Here is a 15,670-nt window from a genome sequence, read left to right on the forward strand (position 1 = left end):
ATGGTCGCCGGCCGGCCGAGGTTGTGGAGTGCATCGACCTCAACCGAAAGGACACTCCGATGAGCACCACACCTCGCGTCGCGATCATCACCGGCGCCTCCCAGGGCATCGGCGAAGCCCTGGTCGCCGGCTACCGCAAGCTGGGCTACGCCGTCGTCGCCAACTCCCGCACCATCGCGGCGAGCAATGACCCGATGGTCCGGGGCGTCGCGGGCGACATCGCCCAGCCGGGTGTGGGCCAGCGCTTGGTCGACGCCGCTGTCGAGCGCTTCGGGCGCGTCGACGCCGTGGTCAACAACGCCGGCATCTTCATCGCCAAGCCGTTCACCGACTACACCGACGCGGACTACGACGCCGTCACCGGGGTGAATTCCCGCGGGTTCTTCGAGCTGACCCGGGCCGCCATCAGGACCATGGAGGCGCAGGGCGACGGCGGCCACGTCGTCACCATCTCCACCAGCCTGGTCGACCATGCCAACTCGCAGGTGCCGTCGGCCCTGGCGTCGCTGACCAAGGGCGGCCTCAACGCGGCGACCAAGGCCCTCGCCATCGAATACGGCAGCCGCGGAATCCGCGCCAACGCAGTCGCTTTGGGCATCATCCGCACCCCGATGCACGCACCGGAGACCCACGAATTCCTGTCGGCGCTGCACCCGGTCGGCCACATGGGCGACATCTCCGATGTCGTCGACGCGGTGCTGTACCTGGAGAACGCCACGTTCGTGACCGGTGAAATCCTGCATGTGGACGGTGGTCAGAGTGCCGGGCATTGAAGTGATTCGTGAGGTCCTGGACCGGTGGCAGGCGGGCATCGCCGCCCACCGGCTCGACCAGGTCGCCGCGGTGTTCACCGACGACGCGATATTCCAAGGCCTTCGGCCCCACAGTGTGGGACGGCAAGGGGTGTTCGCCTACTACGAGTCCCAGCCGGCCGGCCTGACGGTCGACTACCCGCACTACCAAGTGTCGCCGACCTAACACGTCGCAGACTCGGGGCGCCTACGCCATCACAACTCCAGGTACCGGCACACGGCGAACATGCGTACTCCCCCGGAGCACTACGTCGAATGTGCAGCTTTTTGGACGGAATCCACGGTTCGAGCGACGAAAGCTGCACGCTCGGCGTAGGTCCGCTCTCCACAGTCGAAGGAATGCGAACCAGATGACAGCTGACGGGCGAAATCAGAACTGCGGCGCGGGATCTCCGACGCGGTACGCCTCGATCACATCCAGGTTCGCCATCAACTGCTCGACGGTGAAACGGTAGATCGCGCCGTCCTCTTCGGTGCCGACGAGGATCAGTTGCGGCTGGTCCGGATCGGCGACCCAGATCCTGGTCACCAGTTCCCGCGGGTCGTCCTCGGTGGACTCGAAACCCGACGGCGGGTAATACCAGATCAGATACTCGTCGTTGGAGTACTCCGAATCGAATACCCAACCGCGCGGCAGGATTTCGCCCGCGATCCGCCCGACAGCCTCGACTTCGGCATGCACCTCGTCAGGCAGCCAGTTGGCATCGCGGGTGGCCTGCCGCTTCTTCCGACGGGCCTTCTTGGCCGCGGTCTGCTTGGACATCAGGTCCCCTAGCCCAGCGCCTGGTCGAGATCAGCCACAAGATCTTCAGTGCCCTCGAGCCCCACGGAAATCCGCACCACACCGTCGCCCAGGCCGATCGCGGCCCGGCCCTCGGGCCCCATGGCGCGGTGCGTGGTGGTGGCCGGGTGGGTGATCAGCGTCTTGGAATCACCCAGGTTGTTGGAAATATCGATGACCTGCAGCTTGTCGAGCACCTCGAACGCCCGGTCCTTGCCGCCATCGAGCTCGAAGGTGACGACGGTGCCGCCGCCGCGCATCTGCCGCTTGGCCAGATCATGCTGCGGATGTGACTGCAGGAACGGATATTTCACCCAGTTCACGCCGCGCACACCTTCGAGGAACTCCGCCACCCGCTGCGCCGAACGGTTCGAATAGTCGACCCGAATAGCGAGCGTCTCAAGGCCTTTCAGCATCGTCCAGGCGTTGAATGCACTCATCGCCGGACCCGTGTGCCGCATCAGCTGCTGCACCGGACCGGAGATGTACTCCTTGTCCCCCAGGATCGCACCGCCGAGCACCCGGCCCTGGCCATCGATGTGCTTGGTGCCCGAGTACACGACGACGTCGGCACCCAACTCCATGCCCTGCTGCAACAGCGGCGTCGCGAAGACATTGTCCAGCACCACTTTTGCCCCGGCCGCATGCGCCAACTCGGAGACCGCGGCGATGTCCACCAGCGACTGCATCGGATTGGACGGCGTCTCGAAGAACACCGCGGTGGTGGGGACCGACAGCGCTTCCTCCCACTGCGAGAGGTCGTCACCGTCGACGAAGACGGTCTCCACACCCCAGCGCGGCAGAATCTCGTTGCAGACCACGAAGCAGGAACCGAACAGGCTGCGCGCCGCAACCAGCCGGTCGCCCGCGGCGAGCAGCGCACCCAGCGCGGTGAACACCGCCGCCATGCCGGTTGCCGTCGCGAAACAGGCGGGCGCGCCTTCGATGAGCCGCAGCCGTTCCTCGAACATCTGGATGGTCGGGTTGCCGTAGCGCGAGTACACGTAGCGGTCGATCTCGCCGGTGAACGCCTGCTCCGCGGCCGCCGCCGACTCGTAGACGTACCCCGAGGTCAGGAACATCGCCTCGGCGGTCTCCTCGAACTCGGACCGCAGCAGGCCGCCGCGCACGCCGATGGTCGCCTGGCTGACGCCGTCCGGCAGCGGTGCGGGAACCCGGACCGAGGGGACACCGTCGGCGTTCACGCCCCTCACGACTGCACCCACGGCAAGCCGATGGCGCGCCAGCCGCTGCCACCACGGTGCCGCTGGTCGTCGAGATTGCCCTCGAAGCCGTCGAGCACGTTGTACGACGGGCCGATACCCGCCGCGGTCGCTGCCTCGGCGGCGCCGATGGACCGGTTGCCCGAACGACACAGGAACACCACCGGCCGGTCGCCCGGCGTCACGCCGGCCGCCAGCAGGTCCTCGACGAAGCCGGTGTTGCGCTTACCGTCGCCAGACACCCATTCGATGTACACAACGTCACGTCCGAGGCTGGAGATGTCAGGCACTCCCACCCAACGCCATTCGGCGTCGGTCCGGCAGTCGACGAGCACCGCCTCGGGGTTCTCGCTGAGCAGGTCCCAGGCCTGCTGCGGCGTGATATCTCCCGCGTAGCTCACGGATGCGAGTCTGTCACAAACTAGCTCGGGACCGGCGAGCACACCTTCCATCCGCCATCCTCATTCACCAGCACCACCGGCGCTGTGGGCTTCTGGTCCGGCGTCTTGTCGAAGTGGTACACCAGCACGGCGGTGGCCTTCTGGCCGTCGAACTTGATGTCCCGGACCTCGTCGACATAGCGCTGCCCGTTCTTGGCCGCCGAAACTTCTTGCTTGCCAAGCACATCCGCCTCGGTACCGACCTGCGCCTTGCAGGTGTACGTCGAAAAGCGCGCGTAGTCCTTGCGCTGCAGGCCGTCGTTCTGGCCGACGACCGCGGTACGCACCAGCTGCTCCGGCGTCGGATCATTGCGGCCGAACACCCCGATCGCATTCAGCACGGCGACGATGACCACGAGGACCACGATGACCGCCAGCGCGGCCAGGAACGGGCCCAGCGTCTGGCGGGGGTGCGATTCCGATTCGGTCATGGTCACTTCCCTGCCTGGTTGATCGCCGCCGTTTGGTTGAGCGCCGCGGCCACCTGATGCGCGCGGTCGCGTGCCCGCACCACGTCCGGCGCCGTCGCCAGTGCCACGCACACCTCGCCGGAGAGCCGGACGTCGCTCTCGGCGACGGCCAGCGCATCGGGCAGTGCGCGCGAGACCGCGGCCTTATCCGCCGACGGGCGGCTGACCTCACCGGCCGCCGGCGAAATCATGATGGTGTCGACCGGCAGGCCGAGGATCGCCCGGGCGTGCAGATCGAACTGCGAGAGGCGCTGCGACCGTGTCGTCACGAAGCCGGCGCCGGTCAGCACCGAGTGGACCGTCGCGAAGTACACCTCCTCGGCGCCCGCGGCCGGATCCGCATCGGCGCCCAGCAGCAGGTCGACCGTGAACAGCCCCGTGCCACCGAGCTTGCCCGCGATGCGCGCGGCGATAGAGCGGGCCGCGTCCAGCGCCGAGTCCGACAGCTGATGCGGCTGCCACAACTCCAGGGGGCCACCGTTCTCGCGACGGTGACCGATCGGTTCGCAGAACTGCACCACCGGACCGGCCGGGCCCTGGGTCCGCACGGTCAGCACGGTGAACTCGGCGGCCACGTCGACGGCTGCCTCTGCCATCACCCGATCTCCGCCCGCGGCCACCGCACGGTGCCAGGCGACGTCGACGTCCTCGAGACGGGACAGCACCGAACGGCCGGCACCGTCGGTGTTAGCGGCCGGCGTCACCGTGAGCGGCAGCCCGGCGTGCTCGGCGACCGCGGTGAGCTCGTCGACCGATCCGGCGAACCAGAACGGCGCCGTGGGCAGTCCCAGCTCGTCGGCCGCCAAGGTGCGCAGCGCCTCACGATCGGACGCCAGGCGCAGGGCACCCGGGGTCGGGAACACGGCGACGTCGTCGAGCGCGGCCAACGCCGCCACGACATCGGCGCCGAGATCCGCGGCCGGGCACTGGACCACCACCAGTTGCGGCGTGTGCCGGTCGATCACGGCCCGCAGTGCCGCCGCCCCGGTGGGCACGGGCACCGCGGTCGACCACGTCCCCAGCCGCTGGAAGGACTGCACCAGTTCACTGCTCAGCTCACCGGTGCCGAGTACGAGAACGGTCATGCGGTCCACCAACTCATCTGCCTTCCCGTCGCTTCGCTCGCCCCTTTAACCCAATCTGATGTCGACGTAGCACCATCGCCAGCTCTCCCCCGGCTCGACCGACCGCATCACCGGATGCCCGGTGCGGCGGTAATGCTCATTCGCGTGTTGGTGCGGACTCGAATCGCAACAACCGACCTGTCCGCAGGTCAGGCACATCCGGAGGTGCGCCCACGTATCCTCCCCAAGTGCCGCACAGTCACCACAGCGCCCGGGCGTCTGCGGCTCCGGTTCAGCTCGACCGACCGCGTCGGCGAGGTGCGTGCAGGTGGTCGGGGAATTTTCTTCATGCGGACGCGTTGCCCGTGACTGCATCCATTTCCCCAGCATGTTGAACAAGGATAGGGCCGGCTGACCGAGGAGGTTTGAGGACATGGGTGCCCCACTGCTGGCAGTGCTGGTGGCCTCGGTGTTGTTGGCCGCGCTGGCCCGCCGATACGACGTCTCCGCGCCGCTGGGACTCGTTGTCGCGGGACTCGCCGTCGGGCTGATTCCCGGCGTGCCCGCCATCGAGATGCAGCCGCAGTTGGTCATGTTCGTGGTGCTGCCGCCGCTGCTGTGGTCGGCCGGGCTGGAGAGCAGTTACCTGGCCCTGCGCAAGAACGTCCGCCCCATCGGGATGCTCGCGGTCGGGCTGCCGTTGGCCACCACGCTGGCCGTCGGATTCGTCGCGTTCCACACCGTCCCGGAGCTGACGGTGGCCGCAGCCCTCACCCTGGGCGCGATCGTGGCGCCGCCCGACGCGGTATCCGCCGCGGCCATCGGCCGCCGGCTGGGACTGCCCCGCCAGATCATGACGCTGCTCGGCGGCGAGAGCCTGCTGAATGACGCCACGGCGCTCACCGCATACAAGGTCGCGCTGGCCGCGGCCGTCGGCGCGGCGGCGACGTGGCAGGGCGCGCTGGGCACCTTCGCGCTCGCCGCGGCGGGCGGGATCGTGATCGGCGGACTGATCGGCTGGCTGATCGAGTTCATCCGGACCTGGCTGGACGATCCCCTGGTGGAGAGCGCCATCGGGCTGGTCGCACCGTATTTCATCTACTGGCTGGCCGAAGAGGTGCACGGCTCCGGCGTGATCGCGGTGGTGGTCGCCGCACTGCTGCTCGGCCAGCGCGCAACCCGCGCGTCCTACGCCACCCGCCTGCAGGACGACGCGGTGTGGAAATCGATCCAGCTGGTGCTGGAGTCCTTCGCGTTCCTGATGATCGGCCTGCAGCTGCCGACGGTCGTCGACGAGCTGACCGGTATCCGCGCGGTCACCCTGGCCGTGGCATCAGCCGCGGTACTGGCCACGGTGATCGGTGTCCGCATCGTCTGGGTGTACGTCATGGCCTACACCCCGCGGGTCCTGTCCCGCGGCATCCGGGAACGAGAACCCCGGCCGACGCCGTCGCAGGTGTTCATCGTGGCCTGGGCGGGCATGCGCGGCGTCGTGTCACTCGCCGCGGCGTTCGGTGTGCCTCTGGTGACACTGAGCGGCGCGCCGTTCCCGGGGCGGCCGCAGCTGGTGTTCCTGACGTTCGTCGTCGTGATCGGGACGCTGCTGCTGCACGGCCTGACGCTGCCGTGGCTGATCCGCATGCTGGACGTCCGCAGCGAAGCCCAGGCGCATCAGGATGCGTTGGAGCAGGCCGCGGCATCGAGCCGCGCGGCCGCGGCCGCCGCCGACCGACTCGACGAATTATTGGCCCGCAGTAGCAATTCCAGCGCCCAGCAGCACGTCGGAGAGATCCTGCAGAACTGGAACGACCGTCGCCGCAATGCCGTGTGGGAACGACTGGGCCGCAGTGACGACGACATCGGCGAAAGCCCGGCGTCGGCCATGCGCCGGCTGCGACTGGAGATGCTGGCGGCCGAGCGCGCGACGTTCATCGCCGAGCGCGACGCCGGAAACATCGACGACGAGGTGCTGCGGTCGGTGTTGCACGGCCTGGATCTGGAAGAAGCGGCGCTCAACCGCGAATAGTGTGGCCGACGCGCCCGCCGAGATCGACGAAATGGCTGCGAAAACGGCCGGGCAGCGACCAATTCATCAATCTGGTCGAGTCTTGCCTCAGGTTCGCACCGCGAACCTGACCGCATGGCGAATTCCTCGCTGCTTTCCCGCCACCCAGTCAGGCTCGGCGCAGTCGGAACACGGATCGGGGTTGAGACTGCAGCGCGGGCGCAACGTACTCGCAAAAGTGCGCCGCAGATTCAGGATCAACGCCTTCGCGGCCTCCACGCGGGCGTTCGAACCGTGGGCTCTTGACGCCACAATCGCGCCGGCCTAATCTACAACCAAATGGTTGTAGATACTTTCCCTGAGGCGTTCACCGATGCGGAGATCGACCGGATTTTTCACGCATTGGCGGACGCCACGCGCCGCGACATCGTGGCCCGCACGATGCGCAGCGACCAGTCGGTGAGCGCACTCGCCCGCGGTTACGACATGAGCTTCGCCGCGGTGCAGAAGCACGTCGCGGTTCTGGCCGGAGCCGCCTTGGTGCATAAAGAGCGCCGCGGCCGGGAACAACTCGTCCGTGCGGTGCCCGAGACGCTGCACCGGGCGGGCGTGCTCCTGGAGCGCTACGCGGCGCTCTGGCACGACCGCGCCGCGACCATTGAGGCGATCCTCGCCGAAGACGGTTACCCACCAGCTGAAACATCAAGCCGCACAACACCTCACAATCGAAAGGACCACCGATGACGGTGATCAGCAGCGCCACCGACCCGCAAGCTCTCACCATGACCTTCGTGGCGGAGTTCGCCGCCCCGCCCGCGCGGGTCTGGCAGGTATGGGAAGACCCGCGGCAGCTGGAACGCTGGTGGGGTCCGCCAACCTGGCCGGCCACCTTCACCCGGCACGAGCTCACGCCGAGCGGTCAGTCGCGGTACCACATGACGGGGCCCGAGGGCGAGATCGCACCGGGCTGGTGGACCACGCTCGAAGTCGACGCACCGAACCGACTTCTCTTCGAAGACGGCTTCTCGAGGCCCGACGGCGAGCCCGACCCCGAGATGCCCACCATGCGCCTCGAAGTGTCCTTCGACGCGATCGACGGCGGCACCCGCATGACAATCGTCGCCCGGTTCACCGATCTGGAACAACTCGAGAAGGTGACCGCGATGGGCATGGTCGAGGGCATGACCGGCGCCCTCGGACAGATCGACGCGCTCCTGGCCTGATCAAACGAAAACTACTGAAAGACAAGGGAAACGACATGCCGAAAGCCATCCAGCCCTGCCTCTGGTTCAACAACCAGGCGCGCGAAGCCATGGAGTACTACGTCGAGGTGTTTCCGGACTCCCGGATCATCTCGATCGAGGAGTACCCCGACGCGGCCCTCGACGAACATTTCGCGGGCATGTCGGGCAAGGTACTGAACGGCCGGTTCAGTCTGAACGGCGTCGATTTCGTCTGTCTCGACGGCGGACCGATGTTCACCTTCAACGAATCCATCTCGTTCGTGATCCAATGCGCCGACCAGGACGAGATCGACGGGTACTGGTCCAAGCTCTCGCACGTGCCCGAATCCGAGCAATGTGGTTGGTGCAAGGATCGATTCGGGATCAGCTGGCAGATCATCCCGTCCAACATGGACCAACTGCTGGGCCGGCCCGAACAGGTCCAGACGATGATGCGGCAGAAGAAGATCGTGATCGCCGAGTTGGAGAACGCCTGAACAAACCCGGCCGCGGAGATCGCGCTATCGTGGAAAGTGCCCTTCGACAACGAGAGTCAACAAGAATCGGACAACCGAGAATCGAAGCGGGACAAGGCCGCCATGGCAGAAGGCGAGGATTCGCTACGAACACCGCAGGCAAACCCGAAGCCCTGGGCGAGATGTGTGAACAAACCGGCGCCATCGCCACGGCGACTCACAACGCCGACGGCCAGTTGCAATGGACGGTGCAGTTGAGTGACGGATTCAGCACCGAAACAAAGATATTGGCGAGCACGACCAGCTGGACGCCGGTGATCAAGGGGGCGGCGCCATGACCCTGTACGGACCGGATACGTCGAACAACAATTTTCGTTCGGCCGGCGATGCCATTGCGTTCGTCTCTCAGCTGCCCGGCCAGGGTTTTTCCTGGATCGAGCAGAAGGTGTCCGAGGGCAGCTATTACCGGGACCCGTATTGGCCGGTGATCGCGCGGTGGTGCCAGGACAACCACTTTCCGCACATCGGCTATCACTACGTCACCACCAACAGCCCGGCGGCACAGGCCCAAGCGTGGCTCAGCAACAATGGTGGCAGATTTGCGATGCTGGACTTCGAGGCGAATTCCGGTGACATCCAGAACTTCTGGGCCGTGGTCAATGCGTTCAACGCCGCCGGGGTCACCATCTCGCTGTCATACATCCCGCACTGGTACTGGCAACAGATCGGTTCACCCGACATCTCACAGGTGCCCGGGCTGATCGCGTCGAACTACGTCAACGGCACCGGCTACGCGTCAAACCTTTATCCCGGCAACGACAAGCAGCGGTACTGGTTCCCCTACGGCGGCGCCACGCCGCAGATCCTGCAATTCACCGATGCCGCCATGATCGGGAATTTGTCGGTGGACTGCAACGCATTCCAGGGCACCCTGGATCAACTCATCTCACTGTTGAACGGAGGAACCGTGACTACGCCTGACCCAACGGCCAAGCCCGACCCGACCACCGCGACCCTCAACCAGATCCTGGCCATCGTGCAGGATATCCAGACCCAGTTGCGCGGGCCGAATCTGAACGGTTGGCCTCAGCTCGGCAAGAATGCGGCCGGCCAGAACCTGACGATGGTAGACGCGGTGGCCGCACTCAGAGCGGAAGTATCCGCCCTCAAGGCCACGTCGTCCGCGTGATCACCGCTCGCCGGGGACGGGTTCTGCACGGAACGCCCGCATCGCACCGGTGAGCGCCACGAACACCCGGTGCGCCGCCTTGAGGTCGGCATCGGGCAGATCAGCAAGCGCCTCCGTGTTGAGCTGAGCCAATGGGCTGAAGAACTCCCGGCCCACGGCCAAGCCCTTGTCGTCGTACCGCAGGATGACCTTGCGCCGGTCGGTGGGGTCGGTGTCGCGGCGCAGATGCCCGGAGCTGATCATCCGCTCGACCAGGTAGGTGATGGCCGCGCCCGAGGTGCCCATGAGCTTGCGCAGCTCGCCCGCAGTCAGCGGCGCCCCCGCCGATTCGGCGACCATGATGTGCAGCAGTGCCCGAAAATCATTGGCGCCCAGATCGTTCTGCACCGCGAAGGTGCGGCCGATCTGCTCGGACTCGGCCGTCAGCGCCCGCACATCAGCAGAGATCTGCGCCTCCAGAGCGGCGCGGTCCGGCGGCGTTGGCACGCGGAGAGCATACCGTTCACAAAATTCATTTGATTAATATTTAAGTATCTGAAATATTTTCATGGTGTCCACCCGTGTCGCCTGGGCATCGGCCCTGATCGTCCTGATCCTCTCCGGCACAGCCATGGCGCTGCTCGGCGCCGGAGATTCCGCATCGCAGTCGCCGGTGGCCGTGCCCGCCGGCGCCGAATCCGCCCGCGCCGACGCGCTACGCGCCCAGTTCCCCGGCGGCGATACCGCGCCGGCGATCATCGTGGTGACCCGCACCGACGATGCCCCCTTGACGCCGGCCGACGTCACCGCCGCAGGCCCCGGCGCCCAGGTCTCCGCGGACGGCAAAGCTGCGCTGCGGGTTGCACCACTGGCGGCGGACCTGTCCGGCTTCCACCTCCGCGACGCGGTCCACGACCTGCGATCACAGGTTGCGGCAGCGCTGCCCGACGGATTGCGCGCACAGGTCACCGGCGGTCCCGCGTTCGGCGCCGACATCGCGAATTCCTTTGCCGGAGCGAACTTCACACTGCTCGCGGTGACCGCCACGGTCGTGGCGCTGCTGCTGATCGTCACGTACCGCTCCCCCGTCCTCTGGTTGATCCCGCTGCTGGTGATCGGATTCGCCGACCAGGTGGGCGCAGTCGTCGGCACCGCGGTGGCCGCGGCGACGGGGCTGAACCCCGACGGTTCCACGGCGGGCATCACCAGCGTGCTGGTCTTCGGTGCCGGCACCAATTACGCGCTGCTGCTCATCTCCCGCTACCGGGAGGAGCTGTCCCGGCGCGGTGACCATCGGGACGCGCTTCGGGTGGCGTGGCGCGCGGCCGCCCCGGCGATCGTCGCCAGCAACGCCACCGTGGTGCTGGCTCTGCTGACCCTGCTGCTCGCCTCCGCACCCAGCAACCGCAGTCTGGGCGTGCAGGCCGCGGCCGGACTCGTCGTCGCGGCCGTGTTCGTGTTGCTGGTGCTGCCCCCGCTGCTGGGATTGTTCGGCCGCCGCCTCTTCTGGCCCTTCATCCCCGAAACCGGCTCGGCCGCCAAGTCGCTCACCGAAAGCGGCGTCTGGCACCGCGTCGCCGCCGGCGTGGCCCGCAGGCCGGGCCGCGTCGCCACAGTGGCGTTGGCCGGCTTGGCCGCGCTGTGCGTCGGGCTGGTGAATCTGCCCATCGGGCTGTCACAGACCCAGCAGTTCCGGGTGCAGGCAGAGTCCGTCGCCGGCTACGACACCCTGGCCGCGCACTTCCCCAGCGGACTGACCAACCCCACCACCGTCATCGCCTCCGCACCAGACCTGGGTCCGGCCATCACCCGCACGCCCGGAGTCGTGTCGGCGACGCCGGCCGGGCGATCGGCGTCGGGCCTGACTCAATGGTCGGTGGTACTGGCTGCCGCGCCCGCCTCCCCAGACGCGTTCAAAACCATTGACGTCCTTCGCGATTCGGTGCACCAGCTCGACGCCGGCGCGGTCGTCGGGGGCCCCGACGCTCAGGCCCGCGACGCCGCGGCAGCGGCGCAGCACGACCGGAAGATCGTCATCCCCGCGATCCTGCTCGTGGTACTGGCCGTGTTGTACGTCTTGCTGCGCTCGGCGCTGGCACCGCTGGTCCTGGTGGCGGTGACGGTGCTCAGCGCCCTGGCCGCGCTGGGAGTGGGCGGCTGGGCCAGCGTGCACCTGTTCGGATTTCCCGCCCTGGACAACGGGACTCCGCTGTTCGCGTTCCTGTTCCTGGTCGCGCTCGGCGTGGACTACACCATCTTCCTGGTAACCAGGGCCCGGGAAGAGACCCCCGAATTCGGTAACCGGCAGGGCATCGTGCGCGCGGTCTCGGCGACGGGCGCGGTGATCACCAGCGCCGGCATCGTGCTGGCCGCGGTGTTCTGCGTGCTCGGTGTGCTACCGCTGATCGTGCTGACCCAGCTGGGCATCATCGTCGGCCTCGGCATCCTGCTGGACACCTTCGTCGTGCGCACCGTCATCATTCCGGCGCTGTTCACCCTGATCGGCCCCCGCATCTGGTGGCCGGCGCTACGCGCCGAGCCCTAGGGTTGGCCGGGCAGCAGGCTGACCATCAGGCCGTTGGCTTCGGCCAGCAGATTGCCCTCGGGGTCGAACAGTTCGGCCGCGACGAACGTCTTGCGGCCTTCGACCTCTTTCACCCGGCCCTTGGCGATCAGCGAAGTATCGATCGGGGTGACCTTGCGGTAATCGACGTGCAGATATGCGGTGCGGCTGACGGGCCGGGGCGCAGCATGGATCACCATGCCGAACACCGAGTCGAACAGCAGCGGCAGCACGCCGCCGTGCACCGCGTAATTGCCGCCCACGTGATAGCGGCTGAACGTCACCCGCAGTTCTACGCCGTCAGCGTCGAATTTGTCGACGAACCACGGCGGCATCAGCAGGCTGCCGGCACCGGGCAGCGCGGGCACCCGGTTGGCCGGACCGACGCCTTCGGGTGCCTGGAAGGGCCCCAGCAACTTCACCAGTTCCTCGACCCGGTCCGCCGCGTCATCCCAGGTGTCGCTGTCGGGGTTGGCCGAGACCGCCAGATCCTGCAACCGCCGCATACCTTCGAGGAACCGGCCGAAACCCGGTCCCGGCTGGGCGGCCTCGAAAATCGGGAAGCCGCCGACAGCACCAATCAATCCACCAGCCATCAGGGCGCCAGGATGTCCCGGCGCACGATCGTCTGGTCCCGGCCGGGACCGACGCCGATGCATGACATGGGGGCTCCGGCGAGCTCCTCCAGCCGCAGCACATAGTCCTGTGCCTTGGCGGGCAGGTCGGAGAACTCGCGCGCGGTGGAGATGTCCTCCCACCAGCCCGGCAGTTCCTCGTAGATCGGCTCGGCGCGGGCGATGTCGGCCTGCGTCATCGGCATCTCGTCGGTGCGCTTGCCGTCGACGGTGTAGCCGACGCAGATCGGCACCGTCTCCAGGCTGGACAGCACGTCGAGCTTGGTCAGGAAGTAGTCGGTGATGCCGTTGACGCGGGTCGCGTACCGGGCGATGACGGCGTCGAACCAGCCGCAGCGCCGGGCCCGGCCGGTGGTCACGCCGACCTCGCCGCCCGTCTTGGACAGGTAGGCGCCGTGCTCGTCGAACAGCTCTGTCGGGAACGGGCCCGAGCCCACCCGGGTCGTGTAGGCCTTGAGGATGCCCAGCACCGTGGTGATCCGCGTCGGGCCGATGCCGGAGCCGACCGCCGCGCCACCCGCAGTCGGGTTGGACGACGTCACGAACGGGTACGTGCCGTGGTCGACGTCCAGCAAGGTGCCCTGAGAGCCCTCGAGCAGGACCGTCTCGCCACGCTCCAGCGCCTGGTTGAGCAGCAGCCGGGCGTCGGCGATGCGGTGCTTGAAGCCCTCGGCCTGCTGCAGCAGGCTCTCGACGACCTCAGCAGAGTCGAGCGCCTTGCGGTTGTAGATCTTGACCAGCACCTGGTTCTTGAACTCCAGTGCGGCCTCGACCTTGGCGGCCAGCTGTCCTTCGTCGAGCACGTCGGCCACCCGGATGCCGATGCGCGCGATCTTGTCCTGGTAGCAGGGCCCGATGCCGCGACCGGTGGTGCCGATCTTCTTGCTGCCCGCGTACCGCTCGGTGACCTTGTCGATGGCCACGTGATACGGCATCAGCAAGTGCGCGTCAGCCGAGATCATGAGCTTGCTGGTGTCCACACCGCGGTCCTCGAGCCCCGACAGCTCGCTGAGCAGCACGCCCGGATCGACCACGACACCGTTGCCGATGACGTTGGTGACCCCGGGTGTCAGGATGCCCGACGGGATGAGGTGAAGAGCGAAGTTCTCCCCCGTGGGCAGTACCACCGTGTGCCCGGCGTTGTTGCCGCCTTGGTAGCGAACCACCCATTGCACACGTCCACCGAGTAGATCGGTGGCCTTACCTTTGCCCTCGTCACCCCATTGGGCCCCGATGAGCACGATTGCCGGCATCGTTTTGCCTCCCGCATCACCTGCCTGAATACAGTGGCAGCCGGTGAGCAACCTTATCCCAGCAGGACGAGAGGAGAGGCCTTGACCGTCAGACAGGTCCCCGGGGCAGTGGTGGTGCTGGTCTTCGGCGAGCGCCGGAGCCCCCGCGCGCTGACGGATCTGACGACCGTCCCGGTGCCCTCGGCCAGTGCTCTGACGATCCCCGACGGCGCCGCCCGGGTCATCGTCGTCGGCGGCCACGCCGACCTGTCCGCCACTCTGGCCCGGCTGCTGCGCGACGACCGGCTCGACGTCGAGGTCGGCTTCGTCCCACCCCTGTCCCGCGGTGGGCTCGGTGCCGCTCGCCGCGCCAGAGACGGTGTGGCCCAACGTGTTCCGCTGATCCGCGACGAGACCGGAGCGGTGATCGTCCGGTCCGCGCGCTGGCTGCCGACGGCCGGCGACGCCATCACCGGAGAGGCCGTCGTCGACGACACGGTGCTGTTCGACGGTGAGTCCACGGGCGTCGTCATCGAACCACTGCCCGGCATGCCGGGGCTGCGCGCGCGGGCTCTCGGGGCCGCGCCGGGACTCGGCCGGGGCTGGGTCACGGGCCGCGCCGCGCAACTCGGCAGTACCGGAGTTTTGGTGGAACGTGACGGCGTGGCGGCCGCCCGTCCGGCGCGGCGGTCGGCGTTCTACCGTCACATCCAAGGTTGGCTGCGGGTCGGCTAGTTTTCTTGGCATGAGCTTGCCGCTGCGGCACGGAGTCCGTCCCAGTCCCATCTTCTGGGCGATCGTGGCCCTGACCGCCGCCGGTGGCGCGGTGGCATGGTTCTGCGGCGCCGAGGTCCGGCCACTGGCTTACGCCGGAGTCTTCGTGTTCGTCATCGCCGGGTGGACCGTGTCGCTCTGTCTGCACGAGTTCGGCCACGCCTACACCGCCTGGCGCTTCGGAGACCGCGACGTCGAGCTGCGCGGCTACCTCACACTGAACCCCGCGAAGTACGCCAGCCCGCTGCTGTCACTGGGCCTGCCGGCGCTGTTCATCGCCCTCGGCGGCATCGGCCTGCCCGGCGGCGCCGTGTACGTGCGCACCGAATACATGACGCCGCGACAGCGCACTCTGGTCAGTCTGGCCGGCCCGTTCGCGAACCTGGTGCTGGCCATCGTCCTACTGGTCACCACCGCGGCGCTGTTCGACAGCGACCATCCGGTGTTTTGGGCAGGCCTGGCCTTCCTGGGCTTTCTGCAGATCACGGCACTGTTCTTGAACCTGCTGCCCATCCCGGGCCTCGACGGCTACGGCGCGCTGGAACCGCACCTGAGCCCCGAAACCCAGCGCGCGTTGCTGCCCGCCCGGCAATGGGGCTTCCTGGTGCTGATGCTGCTGCTGATCGTCCCCGAGCTGAACCGGTTGTTCTTCAACGTCGTCTATTCGGCAGTCAGCCTGGCCGGCGTGCCGCCGCGACTGGCGATGATCGGCAGCGCACTGACCCGGTTCTGGTCCGCCTGGTAGGGATTTTGTGCACGATTTTCCGTGGCGACCGCGGATTATCGTGCACGAATGCCGGGGCA

The 15,670-nt window shown here is 67.4% G+C and carries 19 protein-coding genes; 10 read left to right on the forward strand and 9 right to left on the reverse strand.

Annotated features, from left to right (window positions below; translation table 11 throughout):
• Positions 1–59: 59 nt before the first annotated feature.
• A complete protein-coding gene (locus tag G6N59_RS12710) occupies positions 60–773 on the forward strand; it encodes an SDR family NAD(P)-dependent oxidoreductase (RefSeq protein ID WP_138232617.1) in 714 nt (237 codons plus the stop codon).
• Positions 760–978, forward strand: coding sequence for a nuclear transport factor 2 family protein (locus G6N59_RS12715; protein WP_234884414.1), 219 nt, complete (start codon positions 760–762; stop codon positions 976–978). Before G6N59_RS12710 ends, G6N59_RS12715 begins: the two co-directional genes overlap by 14 nt.
• A 204-nt stretch (positions 979–1,182) precedes the next feature.
• On the opposite strand, the gene G6N59_RS12720 is transcribed toward G6N59_RS12715, so the two are convergent.
• Genes G6N59_RS12720 through G6N59_RS12745 form a run of 6 tightly spaced genes read right to left on the reverse strand, consistent with a single transcriptional unit; the run spans position 1,183 to position 5,165 of the window.
• Complete coding sequence (locus G6N59_RS12720) at positions 1,183–1,575, reverse strand: hypothetical protein (RefSeq protein ID WP_138232619.1); 393 nt, start codon at positions 1,573–1,575, stop codon at positions 1,183–1,185.
• An 8-nt stretch (positions 1,576–1,583) separates the two neighbouring features.
• Positions 1,584–2,798, reverse strand: coding sequence for an O-succinylhomoserine sulfhydrylase (locus G6N59_RS12725; RefSeq protein WP_138232700.1), 1,215 nt, complete (start codon positions 2,796–2,798; stop codon positions 1,584–1,586).
• A gap of 5 nt (positions 2,799–2,803) precedes the next feature.
• A complete protein-coding gene (locus tag G6N59_RS12730; protein ID WP_138232620.1) occupies positions 2,804–3,217 on the reverse strand; it encodes a rhodanese-like domain-containing protein in 414 nt (137 codons plus the stop codon).
• A gap of 20 nt (positions 3,218–3,237) precedes the next feature.
• Positions 3,238–3,687: an Rv0361 family membrane protein gene (locus G6N59_RS12735; protein WP_138232621.1), complete on the reverse strand. Its 450-nt coding sequence runs from the start codon at positions 3,685–3,687 to the stop codon at positions 3,238–3,240.
• Positions 3,688–3,689: 2 nt separating this feature from the next.
• The gene (locus G6N59_RS12740) at positions 3,690–4,811 is read right to left on the reverse strand and encodes an ATP-grasp domain-containing protein (protein ID WP_138232622.1); all 1,122 of its coding nucleotides are present in this window, start codon (positions 4,809–4,811) and stop codon (positions 3,690–3,692) included.
• A 45-nt stretch (positions 4,812–4,856) separates the two neighbouring features.
• Complete coding sequence (locus tag G6N59_RS12745) at positions 4,857–5,165, reverse strand: UBP-type zinc finger domain-containing protein (RefSeq protein ID WP_138232701.1); 309 nt, start codon at positions 5,163–5,165, stop codon at positions 4,857–4,859.
• A 58-nt stretch (positions 5,166–5,223) separates the two neighbouring features.
• On the opposite strand from G6N59_RS12745, the gene G6N59_RS12750 reads away from it, so the two are divergent.
• The 5 genes from G6N59_RS12750 (at position 5,224) to G6N59_RS12770 (ending at position 9,683) form a co-directional block, all read left to right on the forward strand.
• A complete protein-coding gene (locus tag G6N59_RS12750) occupies positions 5,224–6,816 on the forward strand; it encodes a Na+/H+ antiporter (protein ID WP_138232623.1) in 1,593 nt (530 codons plus the stop codon).
• A 318-nt stretch (positions 6,817–7,134) separates the two neighbouring features.
• Complete coding sequence (locus G6N59_RS12755) at positions 7,135–7,539, forward strand: ArsR/SmtB family transcription factor (RefSeq protein WP_138232624.1); 405 nt, start codon at positions 7,135–7,137, stop codon at positions 7,537–7,539.
• Positions 7,536–8,018: an SRPBCC family protein gene (locus G6N59_RS12760; protein WP_138232625.1), complete on the forward strand. Its 483-nt coding sequence runs from the start codon at positions 7,536–7,538 to the stop codon at positions 8,016–8,018. The genes G6N59_RS12755 and G6N59_RS12760 overlap by 4 nt, the downstream gene beginning before the upstream one ends.
• Before the next feature lie 35 nt (positions 8,019–8,053).
• On the forward strand, positions 8,054–8,515 hold the full coding sequence (locus G6N59_RS12765) for a VOC family protein (RefSeq protein WP_138232626.1): 462 nt from the start codon (positions 8,054–8,056) through the stop codon (positions 8,513–8,515).
• Between the two features lie 313 nt (positions 8,516–8,828).
• On the forward strand, positions 8,829–9,683 hold the full coding sequence (locus tag G6N59_RS12770; RefSeq protein WP_138232627.1) for a glycoside hydrolase family 25 domain-containing protein: 855 nt from the start codon (positions 8,829–8,831) through the stop codon (positions 9,681–9,683).
• Here G6N59_RS12770 and G6N59_RS12775 read toward each other — a convergent pair whose 3' ends face one another.
• Entirely contained in the window at positions 9,684–10,169 is a 486-nt protein-coding gene (locus tag G6N59_RS12775) for a MarR family winged helix-turn-helix transcriptional regulator (RefSeq protein WP_138232628.1), read from the reverse strand. It abuts the gene before it with no gap.
• 61 nt (positions 10,170–10,230) lie between these two features.
• Here G6N59_RS12775 and G6N59_RS12780 point away from each other — a divergent pair, with 61 nt between their 5' ends.
• The gene (locus G6N59_RS12780) at positions 10,231–12,207 is read left to right on the forward strand and encodes an MMPL family transporter (protein WP_138232629.1); all 1,977 of its coding nucleotides are present in this window, start codon (positions 10,231–10,233) and stop codon (positions 12,205–12,207) included.
• Here G6N59_RS12780 and G6N59_RS12785 read toward each other — a convergent pair.
• On the reverse strand, positions 12,204–12,821 hold the full coding sequence (locus tag G6N59_RS12785) for a PaaI family thioesterase (protein ID WP_138232630.1): 618 nt from the start codon (positions 12,819–12,821) through the stop codon (positions 12,204–12,206). The genes G6N59_RS12780 and G6N59_RS12785 overlap by 4 nt on opposite strands.
• A complete protein-coding gene (locus G6N59_RS12790) occupies positions 12,821–14,113 on the reverse strand; it encodes an adenylosuccinate synthase (RefSeq protein ID WP_138232631.1) in 1,293 nt (430 codons plus the stop codon). Before G6N59_RS12790 ends, G6N59_RS12785 begins: the two co-directional genes overlap by 1 nt.
• 81 nt (positions 14,114–14,194) lie before the next feature.
• On the opposite strand from G6N59_RS12790, the gene G6N59_RS12795 reads away from it, so the two are divergent.
• The gene (locus tag G6N59_RS12795) at positions 14,195–14,827 is read left to right on the forward strand and encodes a peptidase M50 (protein ID WP_170212456.1); all 633 of its coding nucleotides are present in this window, start codon (positions 14,195–14,197) and stop codon (positions 14,825–14,827) included.
• Between the two features lie 10 nt (positions 14,828–14,837).
• Complete coding sequence (locus G6N59_RS12800) at positions 14,838–15,611, forward strand: site-2 protease family protein (RefSeq protein WP_138232632.1); 774 nt, start codon at positions 14,838–14,840, stop codon at positions 15,609–15,611.
• Positions 15,612–15,670: the final 59 nt, after the last annotated feature.

Origin of the sequence: Mycolicibacterium aubagnense (assembly GCF_010730955.1) — a bacterium.
Classification (GTDB): domain Bacteria; phylum Actinomycetota; class Actinomycetes; order Mycobacteriales; family Mycobacteriaceae; genus Mycobacterium; species Mycobacterium aubagnense.